Origin of the sequence: Erwinia tracheiphila, from assembly GCF_021365465.1 — a bacterium.
In the GTDB taxonomy this organism is placed as follows: domain Bacteria; phylum Pseudomonadota; class Gammaproteobacteria; order Enterobacterales; family Enterobacteriaceae; genus Erwinia; species Erwinia tracheiphila.
The window spans coordinates 4,493,745-4,514,696 of record NZ_CP089932.1 but is presented as its reverse complement, the minus strand read 5'-3'; the positions used below and the strand labels follow the sequence as shown (position 1 = coordinate 4,514,696).

At 48.5% G+C, this 20,952-nt stretch carries 15 protein-coding genes and 2 pseudogenes; 10 read left to right on the top strand and 7 right to left on the bottom strand.

Annotated features, from left to right (window positions below; translation table 11 throughout):
• The first annotated feature begins 313 nt into the window (after positions 1–313).
• The 5 genes from LU633_RS23270 (at position 314) to LU633_RS23250 (ending at position 11,838) form a co-directional block, all read left to right on the top strand.
• The gene (locus LU633_RS23270) at positions 314–3,094 is read left to right on the top strand and encodes an inverse autotransporter beta domain-containing protein (protein ID WP_016191146.1); all 2,781 of its coding nucleotides are present in this window, start codon (positions 314–316) and stop codon (positions 3,092–3,094) included.
• Positions 3,095–3,181: 87 nt separating this feature from the next.
• Positions 3,182–4,234: a hypothetical protein gene (locus LU633_RS23265; RefSeq protein WP_016191145.1), complete on the top strand. Its 1,053-nt coding sequence runs from the start codon at positions 3,182–3,184 to the stop codon at positions 4,232–4,234.
• 782 nt (positions 4,235–5,016) lie between these two features.
• Positions 5,017–8,391 carry an autotransporter outer membrane beta-barrel domain-containing protein gene (locus LU633_RS23260; protein WP_016191144.1) on the top strand — a complete coding sequence of 1,125 codons (3,375 nt, stop codon included), beginning with the start codon at positions 5,017–5,019 and terminating at the stop codon, positions 8,389–8,391.
• Between the two features lie 198 nt (positions 8,392–8,589).
• The gene (locus LU633_RS23255) at positions 8,590–10,722 is read left to right on the top strand and encodes a TonB-dependent siderophore receptor (protein WP_016191143.1); all 2,133 of its coding nucleotides are present in this window, start codon (positions 8,590–8,592) and stop codon (positions 10,720–10,722) included.
• A 12-nt stretch (positions 10,723–10,734) separates the two neighbouring features.
• The gene (locus LU633_RS23250; protein ID WP_016191142.1) at positions 10,735–11,838 is read left to right on the top strand and encodes an ABC transporter substrate-binding protein; all 1,104 of its coding nucleotides are present in this window, start codon (positions 10,735–10,737) and stop codon (positions 11,836–11,838) included.
• Positions 11,839–11,922: 84 nt separating this feature from the next.
• Here the strand turns inward: LU633_RS23250 and proP are convergent, their stop codons facing one another.
• Positions 11,923–13,428: a glycine betaine/L-proline transporter ProP gene (gene proP / locus LU633_RS23245; RefSeq protein ID WP_016191141.1), complete on the bottom strand. Its 1,506-nt coding sequence runs from the start codon at positions 13,426–13,428 to the stop codon at positions 11,923–11,925.
• A 392-nt stretch (positions 13,429–13,820) separates the two neighbouring features.
• Here proP and LU633_RS23240 point away from each other — a divergent pair.
• A pseudogene (locus LU633_RS23240) lies at positions 13,821–14,137 on the top strand (DHCW motif cupin fold protein).
• A gap of 273 nt (positions 14,138–14,410) precedes the next feature.
• Here LU633_RS23240 and LU633_RS23235 read toward each other — a convergent pair.
• Both LU633_RS23235 and LU633_RS23230 read right to left on the bottom strand, forming a co-directional pair.
• Positions 14,411–15,625, bottom strand: coding sequence for an IS91 family transposase (locus tag LU633_RS23235; protein ID WP_046371879.1), 1,215 nt, complete (start codon positions 15,623–15,625; stop codon positions 14,411–14,413).
• Between the two features lie 8 nt (positions 15,626–15,633).
• Complete coding sequence (locus tag LU633_RS23230; RefSeq protein ID WP_052734695.1) at positions 15,634–15,969, bottom strand: hypothetical protein; 336 nt, start codon at positions 15,967–15,969, stop codon at positions 15,634–15,636.
• 242 nt (positions 15,970–16,211) lie between these two features.
• Here LU633_RS23230 and LU633_RS23225 point away from each other — a divergent pair.
• A pseudogene (locus tag LU633_RS23225) lies at positions 16,212–16,942 on the top strand (MFS transporter); the annotation flags it as partial.
• 295 nt (positions 16,943–17,237) lie between these two features.
• Here the strand turns inward: LU633_RS23225 and LU633_RS23220 are convergent.
• From LU633_RS23220 to LU633_RS23205, 4 genes are all read right to left on the bottom strand, one after another.
• Positions 17,238–17,414: a phage protein Gp27 family protein gene (locus LU633_RS23220; protein WP_082103785.1), complete on the bottom strand. Its 177-nt coding sequence runs from the start codon at positions 17,412–17,414 to the stop codon at positions 17,238–17,240.
• Between the two features lie 35 nt (positions 17,415–17,449).
• Complete coding sequence (locus LU633_RS23215) at positions 17,450–17,668, bottom strand: hypothetical protein (RefSeq protein WP_016192271.1); 219 nt, start codon at positions 17,666–17,668, stop codon at positions 17,450–17,452.
• 1,129 nt (positions 17,669–18,797) lie between these two features.
• Positions 18,798–19,061, bottom strand: a complete 264-nt coding sequence (locus LU633_RS23210; protein ID WP_233481960.1) for a hypothetical protein — start codon at positions 19,059–19,061, stop codon at positions 18,798–18,800.
• 19 nt (positions 19,062–19,080) lie between these two features.
• Positions 19,081–19,272 carry a toxin-antitoxin system HicB family antitoxin gene (locus tag LU633_RS23205; RefSeq protein ID WP_040465770.1) on the bottom strand — a complete coding sequence of 64 codons (192 nt, stop codon included), beginning with the start codon at positions 19,270–19,272 and terminating at the stop codon, positions 19,081–19,083.
• A gap of 137 nt (positions 19,273–19,409) precedes the next feature.
• Between LU633_RS23205 and LU633_RS23200 the strand changes: the two genes are divergently transcribed.
• The 3 genes from LU633_RS23200 to LU633_RS23190 all read left to right on the top strand — a co-directional run bounded on the left by LU633_RS23200 (position 19,410) and on the right by LU633_RS23190 (position 20,951).
• The gene (locus LU633_RS23200; protein ID WP_040465769.1) at positions 19,410–19,889 is read left to right on the top strand and encodes a hypothetical protein; all 480 of its coding nucleotides are present in this window, start codon (positions 19,410–19,412) and stop codon (positions 19,887–19,889) included.
• A complete protein-coding gene (locus LU633_RS23195) occupies positions 19,886–20,173 on the top strand; it encodes a hypothetical protein (protein WP_016192268.1) in 288 nt (95 codons plus the stop codon). The genes LU633_RS23200 and LU633_RS23195 overlap by 4 nt, the downstream gene beginning before the upstream one ends.
• Positions 20,174–20,423: 250 nt before the next feature.
• Positions 20,424–20,951 (top strand): Mor transcription activator family protein, encoded by a 528-nt coding sequence (locus LU633_RS23190; RefSeq protein WP_016192267.1) that lies wholly within the window; start codon positions 20,424–20,426, stop codon positions 20,949–20,951.
• Position 20,952: the final 1 nt, after the last annotated feature.

Genomic DNA, 20,952 nt, shown 5'->3' with positions numbered 1-20,952 from the left:
ATCCTGATTTGAATGGTGTTATTCTGTTTTTATGCTGATATTAATTATTTTTTAACATTGAAGGTGTTTTTATGGAACATGTTTATTGCAAATAATCATGAAACACTAAACTCATTAAATGCCTACCAAATGATATCAGTTTAAAATTGATTTTAGAAAGACAGCGCATAAAACATCACGTAATCTTTGTTTGATTCCTAAAAATGCATCATCCGCTTCTAACATAAAGTGGTCCTGTTATGTGCCAGGAAATAATCAATAACATTAATTATCTCAATGACCTGATGTATTAGAAAACGGTAAGGAGAATATATTGATAAATAATAAATGGTATCGACGCACGGCATGGGGAAATATCGCGTTACAGTGTGCCATTCCCGTGCTCGGTTCTTTTATGTCGCCGCTGGCGGCAGCGCAGTCGGACCAGTCGTTTCTTTCTAAACAATCAGATATTTCTGGTATGGCGACACGCATTTATACGCTGAAAGAATCAGAAACGACATCATCTGTTGCGAAGAAATACAACATGAGTCTTGATGCCCTGCGGCAGCTTAATCAGCTAAGAACCTTCTCACATGGGTTTGGCCATCTCGGACCGGGGGATGAGCTTGAAGTGCCTTTGGCACCGTTGCCATCCGTGAACTGGCAGGATGACAAGCCTGCTGACGTAGCAGCAGACCATACGCAGAAGGAAGAAAAGGTGGCAGGCGTGGCCAGCCGGACTGGCTCATTTCTTGCTAATAACCCAAACAGCGAAGCGGCCAGCACGCTGGCAAGAGGGATGGCAACTGGTAAAGCCAGCGCTGAAATACAACAGTGGTTAAGTGGTTTTGGCACGGCCAGGGTGCAGCTGGATGCGGACAGAAACCTCTCGCTGAAAAATTCCCAGTTGGATCTGCTGTTGCCATTGAGTGATCGGCAAAAACGTCTGATTTTCACACAAGGCAGTATTCACCGGACAGATGATCGTGCACAGGTTAACATTGGCCTTGGCATGCGCCATTTTGCTGACAATGTCATGATCGGTTTTAATACTTTTCTTGATTACGATATGTCACGCAATCATGCTCGTTCAGGGGTTGGCATAGAATACTGGCGTGATTTTATCAGGCTGGGTATGAATGGTTATTACGGACTGACGAACTGGAAGAATTCCCCTGATTTTGAAGACTATAAAGAGCGCCCGGCAAATGGATGGGATATTTTCACCGAAGCGTACCTGCCCTGGATACCACATCTGGGTGTGAAGCTGAATTACGAAAAATATTATGGTAATGAAGTCGCTCTTTTTGGCAAAGATAACCGACAGAAAAATCCGCATGCACTAACGGCAGGCGTAATAATCACGCCTTTTCCTTTGCTTACACTCAGCACGGAAAGACGTCAGGGCAGAAATGATATGAGTAGTCATCATATCGGTGCACAACTTAATTATCGTCTGGGTGTTCCCTGGAAACATCAGACTGAAAGTACTCAGGTCGCCGCAATGCGCAGTCTTGCTGGCAGCAGATATGATCTGGTCGATCGTAATAACAATATCGTACTGGAATACCGTAAAAACGAAGTCATAAAGTTACAAACGGCGCGATTAATTAAAGGCTACGCGGGAGAACAAAAAAGCCTGAATGTTTCTGTCAATACTAAATATCCTCTGGCCCGTATTGACTGGTCTGCAGCATCGTTAATTGCTGGCGGCGGGAAAATTATTGCAAATGGCCCTGATGACTACAGTATCACTCTGCCGGATTATCAGTATGGACCCGAGGCGATAAATAATTATGTCATCAGCGGGATAGCAACCGATGAGAAAGGCAACGTTTCACGCAGGGCACAAACTCAAGTAACGGTCACTGAAGCGGCCATCAGCCTGGCTGAAAGTACGTTGACACCCCCGCACAGTTCACTGCCTGCCGACGGGCAGTCACAGCAGATACTGACTCTCACGGTTAAAGACAAGCTTGGTCATCCTGTGGATATTCAGGAAGAAGAAATTGCCGTTGAAAAACTGACAGAGTTGGAAACAGCCGGAGCGACACTGTCCGCCTTTAAACGGCAAGGGGTGGGGCAATATACCGCAACCTTGACGGCAGGAACCCTCGCACAGGCGATAACCCTCACCCCAACCGCTCGTGGTACAATCTTTGCCTCTGCAACCGTGGATTTGATTGCTAATAGCGCCACGGCGCAGTTAGCCAGTCTTACGATAGTCAAAGATAATGCGCTGGCGAATGGTAAGGATGCCAATCAGCTGCTGGCGGTCGTCAAAGATGCCAATGGTAATGTTTTAGCGAAACACAAGGTTACTTTTGTCGCAGACAATGATGCGATTCCTGCAAAGTCGTTATTGACTGATGAAAAAGGTGAAGTAACAGTCCATCTGACCCATGTGAGAGCAGGGTCAAATAAAATCACCGCAAGTGTGGGTGAGCAGAATGACAAAAGCGTTAATGTCACTTTTGTCGCGGATGATGCCACAGCGATGATCAGCGGGCTGGAAGTGACGAGCAATAACGCTGTCGCAGACGGTGAAGCAACCAATGAGTTGACTGTGAGAGTAACAGATGCCAATGGCAACCCACTCGCAGATCGTGAGGTGGCACTGCATGCTGACACTGGCGTTGAACTCTCTGCCAGCAGCGTGCGGACTTCTAAAGAGGGAACGGCGAACTTTATGGCAAAAAGCCAGATCAGTGGCCACTACAACGTGACGGCGACCACTAACGATCACGCTGTTACGGCGCAGATAACCTTTATTGCCGGTGAAGTTAATGCCACGCATTCAACGCTGACCATAAATAAAAATATCATCGCCTCCGACGGAAAAGATGCCATCGTTCTTTCAGTCACAGCAAGGGACAAAAATAATAATCCAGTAACAGGCGCTGTTATTACCTTCGCTGCTCCCACCGGTATTACGGGTAGCCAGATTAGCGATGTGACGGAAGATAACGGTGTCTATTCTGCGGCATTTACCGCTACACAAGCAGGAAGTGGACAGATTGCTGTCTTCGTTGATGGTAAAGAAATTAACACTATCAAGTCTGAAGAGATCGGCGTTTACAAGAGTACGCTGGGTATCAAAATAGGGCAGTAAAACGTGCGGATGCAATGAAAAAATGGCAGGGAGGCCAGGAAATAATCATGACACGGGGCGACAGCCTTCTGATGAAAGGGTAATACGATGAGAAATAAAATTCGCTCTGTATTGGTTTTAATGTGTTTGATATTTGCCTGGGGGGCAGTCTCCTCTAATGCTTATGCGTTAGTTTGTTACCTGGGAACCAATAGCAGCGCTGTGCAAGATACGGACAAGATAAACGTGCTGGCTTATCTGGGTGATAAAGGTATTGGCGAGAAAATTTGGCATTCACGAGAATTTAGCAGGAATATCAGCTGCCGCTCTCAATTATCGAAAGGGCGTAATGAGAATGTTTTTATTTATCCTTTTCCCAAAAGGGATACCGAGGCACTTCCAGCCGGCGTCAAGCTCGGCCTTATCTTTAATGGTAAGGATTTAGGTACATTCGAAGCCGGAACCAGTGTCGAGGCTGGCAGGGTGGACACTGAATGGAATGTGGGTAACGTTATTAATCCTGTGCCCTCTCGTACAATGACCTTTCAGGTCTATCTGGTAAGAACCGGGGAGATCAGTACTGATAGCGTGTATAAACTAACCATTTTTCAACTTGACGGCATAGGTGGATTGAATGCGTATGCAGAAAATTACAATATTGCTATTACAGGATGGATGAATATTGGCAGCGTGAACTGTAAAAGCATGTCTTCATCACTTAATACCAGCCTTTCTGGATTTCAGACTGACAGCCTTCTTAAGGGGGAAGCCAGACAAACCGTTCAAAATGGATTGGGAATAAATGTCAGCTGTACCAGCCCTAATCCAATGGTGCTTGATCATATTCACACCGCAATTACAAAGGTAACGCTGAAAGGTTCCGCGCTGGCAGAGAGTGATAAATATTTTGCCACGAATAAAGAAAAATTAGGGCTGGCACTCAGAGCAGAAAACAAAGATCTTCTGCCCGGTGTCGGCGTGACGATAAAGGTTCCTTTTACCGCTGGAGCTGCCAATTCGGTAATACCGCTTGAAGTTACGCCACATCTGACGTCGCTTTCACTGCATCAGCCATCATGGCTTTTCTCTGAAGCCGATGCCGCACATATTACCAGCTCCATTCCCTATACGGTCAGCGTGGATGAGATTGAAGCTGATTAATCGAAAGGTGTAAGACGTACTGGTAGCTGGAGAACTGATATGCAACGAGCATATATCGCCAGTACTGCTCTTTTTCATACGCAGCCCTGACAGGGTACTGCCCCTGTCAGGGCTGGCCGTTACGTTGATACTGTTATTGCAACTACCATCATACCCTCCCGGTGAAGTTCTCCACACACTCTCCCTCACTAACAGGTTTAACTTATTTACCGGTTTGTAGCAGATCGCCTTTGGGCATTTATGTTTTGCATGAAGGCCTCTTTACCTGCCAAAACAGAGTATGTCATTCGTCTTGCTGGATCGGGTTCCAGAAATAGTTCAAATAGAAGTTGCCAGATAGTGAAAATCATTACTTTCAGATATAGGGTGTTTTTATTTTTTATTGCGAATAAAGGATTTGTTTTTTGTTTGTAATTTGGAATTAATGATATTTATTATTTGTTGTTATTGCTTGAAAATAAAATACATTATGTATTCCCGGTTTATCTTTATGTAACTAATCGTATTTTTGATATTTATTAAGTGGTTTTTTCCAAATTCATTTAAATTTTAAACAGAAAAAACTTCACTCATTATCAACTTTGACATAGTATGCGGCATTATGGATTAACAAGTTGAGGCGTGAGTAAGCTTATTGTTGATTCATTGCTCACATTTCCCTGCGCAAAAATTTCTTTTTTATTAATTTATTTAACATATTAATTTCCAATTAATTAACATCTTTTGCTACAGCATTTTTACCTCACGTTTGATTGTTATGGAAAGCAACCGAAGGAATCATCATGGCTATTTATGTACGGCCCTTTGTTTTTAATTTTCTTACGCTAACACTATTTCCTCTTGGCGTTCTGGCTGACCAAAACTGGAGTGTAATTGACGGAACAACAGTAAAAGCCACCGAGGGGTATAACTCCACTGACAGCACAATTCCTTTGTATATGGCTGGTGCTGGCAGCATGCTGGTGACTGATCATAATCTCTCTTTTTCGACTACCAAAGACAGCACCTATGCCGCCCATATCCGGCAGCAGGCGGGATTAACGCTTAACAACGCCTCGCTATCATCGGAAGGTAAAAGCGCTTTTGGAATCTATCTTTATCAAAACGCTTCGCTGGTAATGGCGGGAGGATCGGTGAAAACTACTGGCGATATGAGCAATGCCGTGCAGGCAATAGGCTCAACCTTATCGTTAACGGATGCAGTCATTTCCACAACGGGCGCTATATCCCACGCACTGTATATGTCCGCAGGCACCCTGGAGGCCGACAATGTGCAGCTTATTACCAGCGGGACCAGCTCTACAGCACTTTATATGTCAGGCGGGGCTAGCGCCACGTTAAACAATATTGATATCGATCAGAACAGTAGCATGGGTGCGTATGGCATCGCGCTTTATAACAGTTCTCTTACTGGTAATCAGCTGGACGTCACCTCCGTTTCAACGACGATGCCAGCCATTCTGGCAGGCAAGGGGGGCACATTAACGCTGACGGATAGCAATATTCACTCAGGTTTCACCGGCATCCGCTTATTGGGTGGCAGTGCGACACTGAACAATGTGAATGTTGCCACCACCCAAAGGTTTGGTCTTGGTCTTGATGTCAATATTGATGCGTCCGCGACGGTGACAGGGGGCAGCTATGTGACGAGCGGAAACAGCGCACATGGCGTATGGCTGGCCCACGCATCTTCAACGCTGGACGTTACCGGTAGCACCTTCACCACAAGGGGAACCGGTTCACTCGCGGTAAACGGCCAAAGCGGAACGAGTGTGGTGACCGACAGCGTGCTCACCACTTATGGCAATTACGGCTACGGGTATTACACGGAGTATCAGGCGAAAGGCAGTGGACTGGATATCACCACGTCTGGCACATTCAGCTATGGTGCGATGACGCGTGGCGGCGCAATGGCACTCAGTGATTCAGCGGTCACCACCAGCGGAATGGGAGGCTATGGACTGTTTGTGATGGCAGCAGGCGTATTAACTGCTTCCGATGTTGCCATTACCACTTCAGGAGCAACTGCCCCGGCTCTGTTTAGCTCCGGCTCAGGGAGCACGATTGCCATCGAGGACAGTAGCATTATTACCAGTAGCGCGGCATCCTCAGCGGCTAAAGCCCTGAATGGTGGCAGCATCACTTTGCTTAATTCCACGTTAACCACAATGGGCGATGAAAGCGCAGGGCTGTTAGCGCAGAATGATGCTGACATCATTGCCGACGGCATTACCGTCAGCACGTCGGGTAGCAGTGCTACGGCACTACAAACGTCCCTCTCCACGCTCACGGTCAGTAACAGTCAACTGAGCACGATCGGTCAGGCGGTGGGCATGCTTGCCACTTCACATGCTGACGGACAGCAGAGCACTGTTACGCTGGACAACGTGGTCCTGACCAGCGAGCAGTCTACGGCGGTGATGGCGCAGGGAAGCGATCTTGAACTGGATCTGCGAAACGGGACGGTGATTACCGGCGGTGATGGTGTGGCGTTAAGGGCGATGTCCACGGAAGATGATGTGGGTGTGGTGACTCACTCAACGATGACGGTGGCGGCCTCAGATAATGTTTCTCTGCTGGGAAATATTATTGCAGACAGCGTTCAGGACACGCTTACCGTTGCCCTGAGCAATTATTCACGTCTGGTTGGTATCACGCAGAATGTCAGTCAGCTTACGCTCGACAGCACCAGTAGCTGGCTGATAAATGGTGATGCTACGGTGGTTGATCTGCAACACGACGGCGTGGTTTCTTTTGGTCGCGACACCAGCGCCGACACGGCATCCCGCGCGGATACACGTTTGAGCCGCTATGTCAGTCTGCTCGCCGATAGCCGTGCTGATAGCACAACATCGGTCAGTAGTAACGTTAGTTTCAGTACGTTAACGGTAACCGGCGATCTGACCGGATCCGGTGAATTTATTCTGCGAACTGAACTGGGTGATGACCAGTGTTCCACGGACAGAATCCTGGTGGAGGGAAATGCAATCGGTGATTTCACTTTGAGTGTGATGAATCAAAATGGCATGGGGGCGTTGACCGGCGTCGGTATTTTGATGGTCAAGGTGGCCGGGGATGCCAGTCTGGCAAATTTTACTCAAAAAGGGAGTGTCGTTGCCGGGCTATATGAATATTTTCTCAACCGCGTAGGTGAAAATAGCTGGTATCTGCAATCTTCCTATACGCCGGATGCGACAGACGACGATTCGACAGACAGTGGTACCACAGATAGTGATGATGTGACCACCTGGCGTCCTGAGATTGCGGGCTACACCATAGCACCGTATATGAATGCTGCTTACGGCTTCCAGTCTGCAGGGAATTACCGCGTGCGTGAAGGGGCCTACCAGGCTGGCAGTACGTTTTGGGGAAGAACCTACGGACGTCACGATCGCTATCGTTCAGGTCGTTTCGCTTATAACGCTAACAGTGTATTTGTCCAGCTGGGTGGTGACGTACTTCACCAGGATCTCAACCGTGGTTGGCACGTAAAAGCCGGCCCGATGTTAACGCTGGGGCGTGTTAGTAACAGCAATCATGATAATGTTCGTAGCCTGAGGGAAGGGCTCTCCACATGGGTTGGTAAGACCGAAACCACCGCTTACGGCGCAGGCAGCTACCTTACCTTCTGGCACGACGACGGCAGTTATCTTGACACTATCGCACAGCTCACCCGCTACAGTAATCGGTTCAGCAGCCTCACTCAGGCAAATATGACCAGCTACAGCGCGCTGCTTTCTGCCGAAGTTGGCAAGCCATTCATCTTCTATAAGCAGATCGGCATCGAGCCACAGTTTCAGCTGCTGGGGCAATATATGAATATCCGCGAGGGTTATGCCAGTAGCATGAAATTAAAAGGTCAAAATATCATGACAGGGCAAGCGCGATGGGGGGGCCGACTGTTCTACGATGCGGCTAAAGTGCAGCCTTATTTAAAACTGGATCTTGTACGCCAGCTTGGACAAACACCTGGCATGATCGTTGACGATCACACATTCCGGCCACGGGCCGGTAAAGGTTACTGGCAGGCAGGTGCAGGAATCACGGGTAAGGTGGCTGATCGGTTAAATCTTTATGCTGAAGCCAGCTACATTCGCACTACAAATACCGGGCTGGAAGGTTACAACGGTAACCTGGGTATCAGGTATCAGTTCTGAGGGCAGACAGGCTTACAATGTATTGTCTTGTAAGCTTTTTTAATTTTAAACGAGAGTGGTGACATAAAGCGAGGGTTGCTAAAGGCATAGAGAATGTTGCAAATGTAGTAGTGATAAAATTACACGGGCTGTCAAATTGATAATGCCAATGAAACTAATTATCATTCGTGAACAAAAAAACAACCCATTCGCTACATTATGAAATCGCCATTCACTCACTTTGTCACTTTTTATCGCCTCAGTGGAAAAACGCAGTCGGTTATTTTTGCTTCACTTCTTAGCAGCGGAGCTATGGCTGCGGATACCGCAAAAGATCAAACTCTGATGGTTAACGCTGAACTGCCTGAAACCAGCGGCAGTTACAGCCAGGACACCGCCACGATAGCCACGAGAACCGCCACGCCACGTAATGAAACCCCGCAGTCGATCAGCGTTGTTACGCCGCAGGTCATCAAGGACTATCAGGTTAAAACCGTTAACGATGCCGTAAAATTTGTCAGCGGTATTACCCAGAGCAACACGCTGGGCGGTACAGAGGATGGTTTTGTTAAGCGAGGTTTTGGCGCGAACTCTGATGGCTCGACCTTCCTTGACGGCGTGCGCAGCAATCAGGGACTGTCGATGGATTCGACCATTGATCATGTTGAAGTACTGAAAGGCTCTGCTTCGCTGATGTATGGCATTCTCAATCCTGGCGGCGTGATCAATCTGGTAAGCAAAAAGCCACGGTATGAATGGAACACCCATATAAGCGGTGAATCCAGCAGTTTTGGTGGAGGAACGGGTACCGTAGACGTAACCGGGCCTTTGGGTAACGGCTTTGCTTTTCGTATGATTGCAGAACGCCAGCGGGAAGATTACTGGCGCAATTTTGGTGTGAACGAACATACGCTTGTTGCCTCTTCACTCAGTTGGATGGGTGAAAAGGCCTCATTCAATCTCAGCTATGTCGAGTATAAATACGATATTCCCTATGACCGGGGAACGGCATTTATTAACAACAAACCACTCAATATTCCCTATAACCAGCGGCTGGATGACAGTGCGAACCACGCCTGGGGGAAACACAAGCGTCTGAACTTCAATTTCGCTTACACGCTGGATGAAACCTGGGATACGCATTTCAACTATGCCTGGATGCAGCGCTGCTACGACAGCAATGAAGTTCGCGCCACCGCAATTAACCCTACAACAGGCATTGTTTCACGTCGTGCCGATGCAAACCGGGGATTCAATCATCAGACAACCTATCTCTCCTGGGATATTGGCGGCAGCCCGGAGATCGCGGGGATGCAGCATGATGTGACGCTCGGCGTGGACTACGAGCAGAATGAAACCTACAAGGCTTACTCATACCGTTCTAAAGTATCCAATACCTTCAACATGTACGATCCGGTATATGGTGAAGAACCCATAATCAGTAGCAGCACCTACAGCGACAGCCTCAGCAATATTCGCACGAATCTTTACAGCCGCACGGTTTTTGCTAAAGACAGTATTCACCTCACCGACAAGTGGATCGCGGTACTGGGCGGACGCTATCAGTTTTATACGCAAACCGGGAGTAATGGTTTTGTTAATCCGACCAGCACGTTGAACGATCGGGGTGACGCTTTCCTGCCACAGGCGGGGCTGGTGTATAAAATCCTGCCTGACGTTTCGCTTTACGGCAGCTATAGCCAGTCATTCACCCCTCCCACAGAAACGGATGACGACGGTAACGTGGCCTCTACTGAAAAAGGCACGACTTATGAAATGGGAGCGAAATGGCAGGTTGTGCCGGCCTTGTCAGCCACGCTGGCGCTGTACCGCATTGATGAAAAAGATATGTCGGTTTACATAAACGGCGTAACGCGCAATATCCCGAAAGCGCATTCCACTGGAGCAGAGGTTGAAATTAATGGTGAGTTCACTCAGGACTGGAATGTGATTGCCAACTACAGCTACGACAAAACGAAAATTGTCGAAGATGACGTTAACCCGGATAACGTCGGTAACCGCCTGGTGAATGCACCAACCAACATGGCCAGCCTGTATCTGAGCCGCACCCTGCGATTCTCCTGGCTGCCTGGCGAATTACGGGTCGGTGGTGGCGCTCGTTATGTTGGCAGCCGTGCTGGTGACCCTGAAAACAGCTTTACCATGCCGGACTATACCGTTGCCGATACTTTTGTAGCATGGGACAGCAAGCTGGTGGGCAAACACACGCAGCTGAAGCTGAATATCAACAACTTGTTTAATAAAGAATATTACGAATCCAGCGCCGGCAATATTCGCGTAAGTGAAGGTGAACCTCGCGTGGTTTACCTCCAGGCCGCTGTCGATTTCTGATTAGAGAACCCGATGAAAAACGCGCTGATCTTTGCACTGCTGCTCGTCAGCAGTGTGGTACAGGCCAAAACTGTTACCGACATTCTGCAACGTAAAGTACAGATCCCCGACAATCCCCAGAGAATTGTGCTGGGTGAGGGAAGGCTGATTTATACCCTTGCACTGGTGGAACAGGGAAATCCGGTCCGACGCATGGTGGGCTGGCCGGGCGATCTGCCACGGTACGATCGTCAGACCTGGGATCGCTACACCACCGCCTTCCCGGAGATCAAAAAGATCCCGTTTATCGGCACGACTAACTATGCCCAGGTCAGTGCGGAAAAGGTCATCGCGCTTCACCCGGACCTGGTCATTCTGTCGGTTTATGCCAAACAGGCCAGTAACCATGACAGCTTGCAACAGCAGCTGACCGATGCAGGGATTCCGGTGGTCTATGTCGACACGCGTGTTGATCAGCTAAAAAATACGGTGCCCAGTCTGGAGATTCTCGGGGAAGTGTTCAACCAGCAGGCGAAAGCACAGCGGTTTATTGCGTTTTATCAGCAGCATATGAATCTGATCCGCGATCGTTTGCAGCAGGCAAAACCGGAAAGACCCCGTGTGATGTTGCAGTTACACATCGGCAGACGGGAAGTGTGCTGTACCACGGTTGGACACGGCAATATGGCTGATTTACTGGCTTTTGCGGGGGGTAACAATATCGCGGCGGAGCGTTTTAGCAGCGTATTCGGGCAGATTTCGCCAGAAGCGGTGATAGCGGCGGATCCCAACGTCTACATCGTCACCGGTATGGCCGGACCGACGCAGGCAGGGCAGCTACAGCTTGGTCCGCAGGTTAACCCAAAACAGGCACAGCAAAGCTTTGTTCAGGCACTACAGCAGGAAAACGTATTGTCCACGCTCCCGGCTATTCGTCATGGCAAAGCGCTGGCGGTCTGGCATAATTTTTATATAAGTCCGTGGCATCTGCTTGACGTGGAAATGTTTGCAAAAGTCTTCCATCCCAGGCTGTTCAGCGATCTTGACCCGGCAAAAACGCTGGAGCAGATGAACCGCGAGTTTCTGCCTGTCCCGGAAACGGGAACCTACTGGACACAGCTGGACAACAGTCAATAACACCAGCATTGAGCTGCTTTTGGTAGACGCGACACAAAAGAAAAGCCCGCGATCATCGCGGGCTTTAACATGTCAGAAAGAGGCTTATCCGTTGATATGGGGATGCTGACTAATCAGATGCTTACGCTTTTCTTCCAGCTCGGCAATCTGGCTGCTGATTTCTTCAATCTTGCTTTCGATATTATCGTGATGTTCCTGTAAAAGCTCTTTCGCCTCGCTGATATCTGAAGCCGCTGGTTTGGCTCCCCTCAGCGGCTTATTCGCCGTTTCTTTCATCATAATGCCCGTTATCAGGCCGATGGCCGCCACCACCATCAGATAGTAAGCGGGCATATACAGATTAGCGGTGGTTTCTACCAGCCATGCCGCCAGCGTAGGCGTTAAACCTGCCACCAGCACGGAGATATTAAAGGCGCTGGCTAACGCGCTGTAGCGGATATGTGTCGGGAACATCGCCGGAAGCGATGACGCCATCACACCAGTGAAGCAGTTCAGCACCACAGCCAGAACCAGTAATCCAGCAAAAATAAGCCCCATTACGTTACTGTTGATCAGCATAAAGCAGGGTATTGACAGCACCAGCAGAGCAATACTGCCGACGATAACAAACGGACGACGGCCAAATTTATCGCTCATCAGGCCCATAATCGGCTGCACAAACAGCATGCCTATCATGATAGCGATAATAATCAGCACGCCATGATCTTCGGAATAGTGCAGATTATGAGAAAGGTAGCTTGGCATATACGTCAGCAGCATGTAGTAGGTAACATTGGTCGAAATAACCAGACCAATGCAGGCCAACAGACTTTTCCAATGCTTGCTGGCAATCTCTCTGAAAGAAAATTGTGGGCCGCTGCTCAGACCTTCGCGGTCCCCCTGCTCCAGCTTATCAACATGCTGTTGGAAAGCGGGCGTTTCTTCCAGTGCATGCCGCAGATAGAGGCCAATAATGCCCAGTGGCAACGCGACAAAGAATGGAATACGCCAGCCCCACTCAAGGAATCTCGCTTCACCAATCATGGTTGATATCAGTACCACGAGGCCGGCACCGAAAACGAACCCGGCGATAGAACCGAAATCCAGCCAGCTTCCCATAAAGCCGCGCTTACGATCCGGCGAATATTCTGCAACAAAAATAGATGCGCCGGTGTATTCGCCACCGACTGAAAAGCCCTGCGCCATCTTACAGATCAACAGCAGGATGGGTGCCCAGATGCCGATTGAGGCATGTGAGGGGATCAGACCAATACAAAATGTACTGACCGACATAATGATAATCGTAATAGAAAGGATTTTCTGGCGGCCATATTTGTCTCCCAGCGCACCAAAAAATATGCCACCCAATGGACGAATCAAGAACGGAACGGAGAAGGTAGCCAGTGCGGCGATCATTTGTAAACCCGGATCGGCACCAGGGAAGAAAACCTGACCAAGCGCATAAGCAACAAAACCGTAGACCCCGAAATCAAACCACTCCATGGCATTGCCAAGGGATGCAGCGGTAATGGCTTTGCGTAATCTGGCATCGTCAATGATGGTTACGTCTTTTAAGCCAATTGGCTTAACACGTTTCCTACGTAGTTTCATATAAAACACCCTGTAATTAACTATTTTCCAATCAGCCCCCTCCTGTTCGACAGCATAAAAATAGCATATCTGACGAAATGGTGCGGGTTCGGTAAGGTGATCTGACTTGCAGACAGCGTATTAACGCTGGAATCAGACTACCTGAACGCATATTCAGCTGTATTAAGTATATCGCCTTCCAAAGATGTAGCATAATTCACACCTGAAATCACTTTAGATAACTTCTTTCCACTGTGCTTAAAATATTCCAGCCTTATGAGCAATGATGTTAAAAAGTGGTTGTAAGAATAAGCTGTTAGCGCGCAAGTTTGTTGAGCGATGTACTCGCAGTTAAATACCGTGGGAGTGCGTCACCGAACGACAGAAAAAAGCCAGAACAGGGGATGATGATCGTGAATATGAAAGATATTCCGTTTGCCACCACCGCATGGTCAGCTCCTCCGGCAACTGAACATCGTGGAGAAAGAGGCAAAGCACTCTGTAAGACGCCGCATTCTAGTGAGGTTCGCGTTAAAATGGCTGGTTATCTGGCTGACCACTGGTGTACGAAAGGGCAGACCTTGCTGTGTCTTTCTGGCGAACTTCATATTGAACTGGACGACGGACGCAGGTTTACATTGACCGCAGGCATGAGTTGGCAGGTTGCAGATGATGCAAAAGCACATTGTTCAAGGACAGACAGTGGCACATTTTGTTCATTGTTGACTGAGCGTTATTTTTGAGCTGCTTTTCTGGCGTCATGGTCAGATAGCGTTTCTGAAAAAAGAGGGATGCAAAGCGCGGAGCCTTGCTCTTTTTTTCAGAAACAGACGTATAGTAAAACTCATGTTCATGGTTAGGAAACTGAATCATCGTTTTAAAAATTTCCTGACCATGAGCAGCAGTGTCTGTAATGCAGTAATGATGTGCCATCGGGAACGTTATGGTCATAAAATGGCATTTGCGGCGCGTTTTTAACCTGAAAGCTGTTTTTCAGACGCACTTATCCCGCAGTCTGTGCCAGAAGCCATCGTTTCCGGTCGATGTTATGCAGTCTTTCTGCCACCAACTCCGACGCGTGCCTCCCGGCCTGCGCACTGCTGAAGCGCAGTCGGTTGCCGCACAGAATGCATTTGTACGGATCCGTGCGCAGAAATTCTTTCATCAGCGCGGCGAAGCCGGGCTTCTCCGGTTTTTTCCGCGCTTCCATCTCCAGGGCTTCATACACCTTCGGCAGCAGGCTACCCCGTTTACGGTTTGATAAAAAACCGTAATAACGCACCATCTTAAAATGCTTCGCCGGGATATGGCTGATATAACGTCCGATCATATCTTCCTGCGTCAGCGTCTGCTGCCGGTACTGCTGCGTACGGTGGTCGTAATAGTGGTGCACCACCGCGCCGCCGCTGTAGTGCCTCAGCTTCGCCGCCGACACGGGGGGCCGTTTCAGGTACCGGCCCAGATATTTGACGCTCCGCCAGGCCCCCCGGGTCTTCTTCGCGAAGTGGACCTTCCAGCGGCGCCCGTACTGCGCCTGCAGATAGCGCAGCCACTGTTTTTTGTCGTGGATATGCCCCAGCCCCGGCAGCCTGCCGGGGTTAATCAGGTCATAGCTGTGGCGCAGCAGCCGGATGACGGCTCCGCGCCAGATTTCCTCCACGGCATGCTTTTTAAAGAAGAGGTCGCGCCATACGCCGTGTTTAATATCAAGCCCGCCGCGGGTGACGGAGAGATGAATGTGGGGATGCTGGTTGAGCTGGCGACCGTAGGTGTGCAGGGCGCAGAAGATACCGACTTCCACACCCTGTTTTCTGGCCCAGCGGAGCATGGCGCGGGTGGCTGCGCGGAACAGGGCATTGAGCAGAGGCCAGTTATTGTTGAAAAAGGGCCACAGCAGATGGGGCATGGTGAAGGTGATATGCTGCCAGTCGCAGTCGGGCAGAATTTGCTGTTGCTCTGTAATCCACTGCTCCGTGGCCTTATGTCCGCAGGAGCTGCAGCCTTTTGATTTACAGGTCTGGCAGAAGAAGCGGGTGTGGGTGCAGTCCGGGGAGGCGCAGCAGTATCGCTTCACCCCCATGGCAGCAGTGCCGCAGGCGAGCATGCGCTCGACGCAGAGTACGGTCCAGGGGCTGAGGGTGTCCCCGTGTTTATCCATATACCGGTTCCAGGCGTCATCAGTGGTGAACAGCAGTTTTGCCGGGCGCGGGATATACATGCGGCGGATTATCGCTCTGCAGTGGCACCGGTATTATAGTGCCAGTCGTCACAGTCATCGGCCCAGTTGTCGGTGTGTTTATCCCAGGGAGCGAAGGTCACCGGCAGCATGCCGGATTCTGTGGCGATAATAAACACATCGGCTGGCATGGACTCAAGGACGACATCGCCGTCGGGTGAGTCAGGCGGCTCAAAGCCGCGGATGATGCAGACGAGAGGCGGGTCGAAGTGTGTATCGAGGAAAAACTGTGGCCCCAGGTGGACACAGTGACGAATGGCATCCTGCGGAGTGTCGTAAAAAAACTCGTCGGGGTCGTCATAATCGCTCCGGGGCGGAATGGACACCAGAAAACGCTTAGGATATCCGGGTATAGCGCGTCGGGACGAGGGCGTGGGTTTACGCTTTCTGGGGGCTTTGCTACGGGCCATGTGAATGATTTCCTGAGAAATTAACATACCGCAGAGTATAAAGCTGTGAGCCGGTCATGAACACCCTCGGAACGGCAGAGCCGTGACGCTCGCCCTGTAAGGGCGCTATGTTCTTACCTGAAGGTATTGATTTTCATGCCTGACCAACCTGCACCCCCCTGAGCGGTTTCCGCTTAAATCTGCGTATTATTTCTGTTGTCATATTTAATTTCGCCAGCTACCTCACCATTGGCCTGCCGCTGGCGGTGTTACCCGACTATGTTCACGACGTAATGGATTACAGCACGTTCTGGGCCGGACTGGTAGTCAGTCTGCAATATTTCGCTACCCTGATTAGCCGTCCTCATGTCGGGCGCTTCATCGATCTCTGGGGGCTGAAAAAGGTGGTGATTTTGGGCCTGTGCAGCTGCTTACTGAGCGGGCTGGCCTGTGCGCTGGCAGCATTTGGTTCGGTATTACCGCTGGTCAGTTTGATATTGCTTTGCCTGGGTCGGATTATTCTGGGCTTCGGGCAGAGTTTTGCCGACGCGGGAGCCACCCTGTGGGGGGTGGATGTGATCGGATCCCTGCATATTGGCCGCGTTATCTCTTGTAATGGGATTTTTACCTACGGGGCAATGGTGGTGCGCGCACCTCTGGGTATTGCAATCTATCGGTGGGGCGGACTGTTGTGGCTGTCTTTCATTATTATCGTTATCGCGCGGGTGGCGATTTTGTTTGCGTTGCCGCTGCCAACGGTCAAAAGCAGTGAAGGACAGCCGTTACCGTTTCGTGTGGTGGTGGGCTATGGTATTTCGGCCTGATACTCGCCATGGGTTCAGTAGGATTTGGTATTATAGCAACCTTTATCACGTTGTTTTATCAGGCTAAAGAATGGGCCGGTACAGCCTGATTAGACATGAGATAAATAGACAGGGTAACGTAAGATAAATGGGAAGTTGTGGTACGTGATGGAACGTTGTGGAACGGAACGAGTGAAAACTATTTACGCTGTCTGAAAAATAAGAGGGGGACATTTTCCCCTCTGTTATCAAAATCCAAATAGCGCCCATTTTAGCAATGCATCAGCGTCATTTTTCAAACTTCCGAGTTCTTTCTGTGGTGATAATACTGCGGCGACATTTAACGCTGATAGCCGCAAATGGGATTGGTGGAATTTACTCTCTTCCTGTAGGCTGAGTATCTCATTTTTTATCTGCCACCGCATATCGTTGTAGCGCTGATTTAGAAACCGTAAATCCTTTATCAGCAAGCCATGAAGACAACCACTCATAGCAAGTAAAGTTCGTCCGCAATAACTCAGCATGAAGCTCAGCACGAACATTCTCTGGGAGCTTATCGATATTACTTGGTCTTGCCATTGTCGCCCACCCCGTTTATTAAAACGTTCATTTTTTCACACATCAGAGCTTTGAAAACCTTCGCAAGCTTTTTTAAACTCGCTAGCGCTACAGTCTAAGAACATCGTCGCATCTATCATTAGTTCTGTCTCACGCAGACCCCGTCTAGCCTGCCCTACCGGTAGCCCGTCAAGATGATCCTTGATGAGAGTCAGTGCGGCTCTGGTGATTTCGATATGGCTTAATTCGATACTGCTGTAATTATCGTCTGGCATTTTTAATAACCTTATGTTGGATAACCCGGTAAAAATCATTAACCAGAACAGTAAAAACTAATTTTAATGCGCTTTAATCATCACAACACGCCAAGAAACCGCAAAAGTTCAAGCTGTCACAACTACCGCAAATCCGGCCTTACCGACATAGCCTGCTTTAAATGAACGGCAGTTCGGCGACGACGCAGACTCAGAAATGTTAAAGGCCACCGGGGGTGAGCCGATGGCCTTACTTACGTTTCCCGGTTGCTTATGGTAAGCAGGCCAGAATCAACTCGATAAAGGCGATAATCGCCTTAAGAGCGATGACAGCGATTTGAAGAAATCCCTTCATCCGTTTGCTCCACTACAGGAGCGCTGCATCATCGTTAAAGCCCTTCCACTGCCTGGTTAACGGTGTTGCATTGTTAGTGGATGCGTGACGCGCTCAGGTTGAGGCACTGGAGCGACACCACCCGTAATCCAGCCAGGGCTTGAACACGTTTCACATGCCTGCGTTGTGTCAGAACGCGACACCCACTAACGCCGTGATTATAAGGGCATCAGCAGTGTAATCAAAGAACTGGAGTAAATAACGGACAAAAAAAAGCCCAACTGGTGAGGTCAGGCTTTTTTCTTTGGGTGCTTAAGGCGATGAATCTCTGTTCAAGGTAATGAGCCTCAACCTGAGCGCGTCACGCATCCACTAACAGGCATAAGTGTACTAACTTGGAACAGATGATGCAAACTTCATTAGCTTATTTAAGCCTCAGTAGGCATCTGAAAGCCTCATACCATCCAGTGAAACGGATTTTAGTTACGTGCATCCCAAAGGCGCAGACGTCTGCGCCTTTGGGGATAATTCCCAGCGCTGGGACATTTGTGATTCGATACCATCAATCAAATGCGGTATTAGCAAATCTGCCAACGTTGGCAGATCTAGATCGTAAGAAAGCCACAGAACCGCTCAGCGCTGAGCGTTTTAGCTCCTAAGCTTAAAAGCGACAGCGATGTTGTTTTTACAGTAAAGATTAGAAAGTTTGCGGCTTTAGGTGAGGAAAGGCGAAAACGTTTTCGCTTTTGTTCAGACTGACGCGGAACGGTAAACGTTTACCGCAGCGTTAATCTGAAACGGCAAGCGCTTGCCGTTTTAAAAACGATTACGTTGTCGTTTTTGCTTAGCCGACATTGATTGCTTAAAGCGGTCAACGCTGTCCGCTTTGAACGCTGGATTGCTTACTCCCAAAAGCGCAAGCGCCTGCGCTTTTGTCGGGGTAACGTAGCGCTCAACGTTGAGCGTTTTGGGGTAAATATGTTGTTTTTTACTGATGGAAAGCGGACAGCGCTGTCCGCTTTTGTGATGGCATTGGCTATCTTGAGCTTTAAATGCGAAAGCGATTTCGCTTTTAATCAAAAACGGGAAGACTAAAACATCACCCTTTCGGCTCGATCCCCTTACGCTTTAGTTCCGCCCTGCCAAGTTCCTTGAGCCAGTTACCCAAGCTAACACCTTCTTTTTTTGCTTGTATTTCAAACTGTTCTTTCAAATCTGGCGATATTCGAACGTTAAACATGGGGGCTTTGCCTGCCCCTTTTGGGCTTTTATCTCTCAAGATAGTTGACATGTATAGACCTATGGCTTAGTGTTTGCTTATTAGGTCTATACCTTATCATAAGGGAAGGGCCAAAGAAACGGCCATAACAAATGTTGCGAGCACTTGCTATGGCCTAACCAAAAACCGTTATGTGTAGGATAACAGTCATGGCTAACAACAAGTCTAACGATTCAGTTGCAACAAACCAAGTGGATACTATCCGCTTACCTTTAATCAAGGCACAATGCGAAGCTATCAATTCTCCATGTATAGGAGAGTGGTATATTGAAATTAACAGCGGTATGAATGCAATTGTTAAAGAATGCAACGGTAACACTGTAGTGTTTTCCTATGAGCAATATCCGCAGGCAAGGCATAGCTTCCCACTTAATTCATTTGTTAATATATTTAAGCGTCGTGATATACCGCAGCAGCAGTTACAAAATATTGATCGTAAAAAAACATACTGCCGTGAATTATTCCGAGTGGCCTTGCGTTATTCCGGTGCAACTGAACTGGATATACTGATTAAATCTATTGAAGAACTGATAGCCTGTTCACTGGCAGATAAATACAGCCCCGGACTGAATGCCGCCAGTTATGAAGTTTATAATAAATTTGCCATTAGCCGGAGGGTTGCAAAATGAAACAACAGATGGATTTTAAAGCTCTGTCTCAGAATGGCTCTCAGGGCACAACCAGCGATGTATTATTTGTTTGCGTTGATTCGCCTACCACTGAATTATGGGAGGCCGCATACAGTCGCTTTGATGCAGTCCGACAACTGAATAATGAGCTTGCTGTTATGAGTAATGAAAAACTGAATAATAGCGCTCTGGCTGTTGTGAACAATATCCTGTTATCTGACGCAATGGGAATGTTTAATCTGCTGGGTGAACGTCTGAGTAAATACGAAGAGGAAAGAAAATAACCACCGTCAACACGCTATCATACTTCCTGCGCCCCTCACCCGAGGGGCTTCTTCATATCTAAAGTACATTAAAAAACATCCCCACCCCAAAGCCATATTCTTAATCCACGTTAGTAACCTGCGCTCAAATGCTCTGTAAGCCGTTTGGAGGTGTTACTGGTGCATGTTCCAGTTTGTTACCAGTGAGACGCCTCATAAAGCTTTATAAAGGCTTTTTTGCGCACATCTTTACCGTTACCGGGGTGTGATTATGATTACAAGAGAGGGGTTATACGCTTCATCCGATACGTTGGGGGCAATGGGCGACGCTATCGAAGCGCTTTTAATAAGCCGGGGAATTTTACAGCAGCAGTCCTGCGGTGCGGCTAATCGTATTGTTGTGGGTATCTCTGACAGGCTTGGTGGTTGTCAGGGGTATATGCCGGAGCATCGAGACAGAGCGCCTAAAGCCGTTTACTTCTTGCATGAACTGACTGAATCTATTGAACAGACATTGGGAACCATACCTTACCTTTGTTCGCAGGCCGAAATACTCTCTCCCGCTATCACTGAATGTCTCAGAAAAACATTTTCCGGGGTGAATATATATATTCCTATGGGGGCATCAAAGAACACCTTCGACAGGAATGCAAGAGTACTGGCGGATTTCTATCAGGGCACCTCTATTTTTGAATTATCTAAAAAACACAGGCGTTCCATTCAATGCATTTATCAGATTATTGCCGCTGAGCGTAAGAAAAACAAAGCGCAGCGCGATTTGAAACAGGGACAAATTTAAT

What these genes read in the sequence shown, in the direction of transcription:
- proP (WP_016191141.1), bottom strand. Translation starts at nt 13,428, where the DNA reads ATGAAACTACGTAGGAAACGTGTTAAGCCAATTGGCTTAAAAGACGTA.
- LU633_RS23265 (WP_016191145.1), top strand. Translation starts at nt 3,182, where the DNA reads ATGAGAAATAAAATTCGCTCTGTATTGGTTTTAATGTGTTTGATATTT.
- LU633_RS23205 (WP_040465770.1), bottom strand. Translation starts at nt 19,272, where the DNA reads ATGTCAACTATCTTGAGAGATAAAAGCCCAAAAGGGGCAGGCAAAGCC.
- LU633_RS23250 (WP_016191142.1), top strand. Translation starts at nt 10,735, where the DNA reads ATGAAAAACGCGCTGATCTTTGCACTGCTGCTCGTCAGCAGTGTGGTA.
- LU633_RS23200 (WP_040465769.1), top strand. Translation starts at nt 19,410, where the DNA reads ATGGCTAACAACAAGTCTAACGATTCAGTTGCAACAAACCAAGTGGAT.
- LU633_RS23215 (WP_016192271.1), bottom strand. Translation starts at nt 17,668, where the DNA reads ATGCCAGACGATAATTACAGCAGTATCGAATTAAGCCATATCGAAATC.
- LU633_RS23195 (WP_016192268.1), top strand. Translation starts at nt 19,886, where the DNA reads ATGAAACAACAGATGGATTTTAAAGCTCTGTCTCAGAATGGCTCTCAG.
- LU633_RS23235 (WP_046371879.1), bottom strand. Translation starts at nt 15,625, where the DNA reads ATGTATATCCCGCGCCCGGCAAAACTGCTGTTCACCACTGATGACGCC.
- LU633_RS23220 (WP_082103785.1), bottom strand. Translation starts at nt 17,414, where the DNA reads ATGGCAAGACCAAGTAATATCGATAAGCTCCCAGAGAATGTTCGTGCT.
- LU633_RS23260 (WP_016191144.1), top strand. Translation starts at nt 5,017, where the DNA reads ATGGCTATTTATGTACGGCCCTTTGTTTTTAATTTTCTTACGCTAACA.
- LU633_RS23255 (WP_016191143.1), top strand. Translation starts at nt 8,590, where the DNA reads ATGAAATCGCCATTCACTCACTTTGTCACTTTTTATCGCCTCAGTGGA.
- LU633_RS23190 (WP_016192267.1), top strand. Translation starts at nt 20,424, where the DNA reads ATGATTACAAGAGAGGGGTTATACGCTTCATCCGATACGTTGGGGGCA.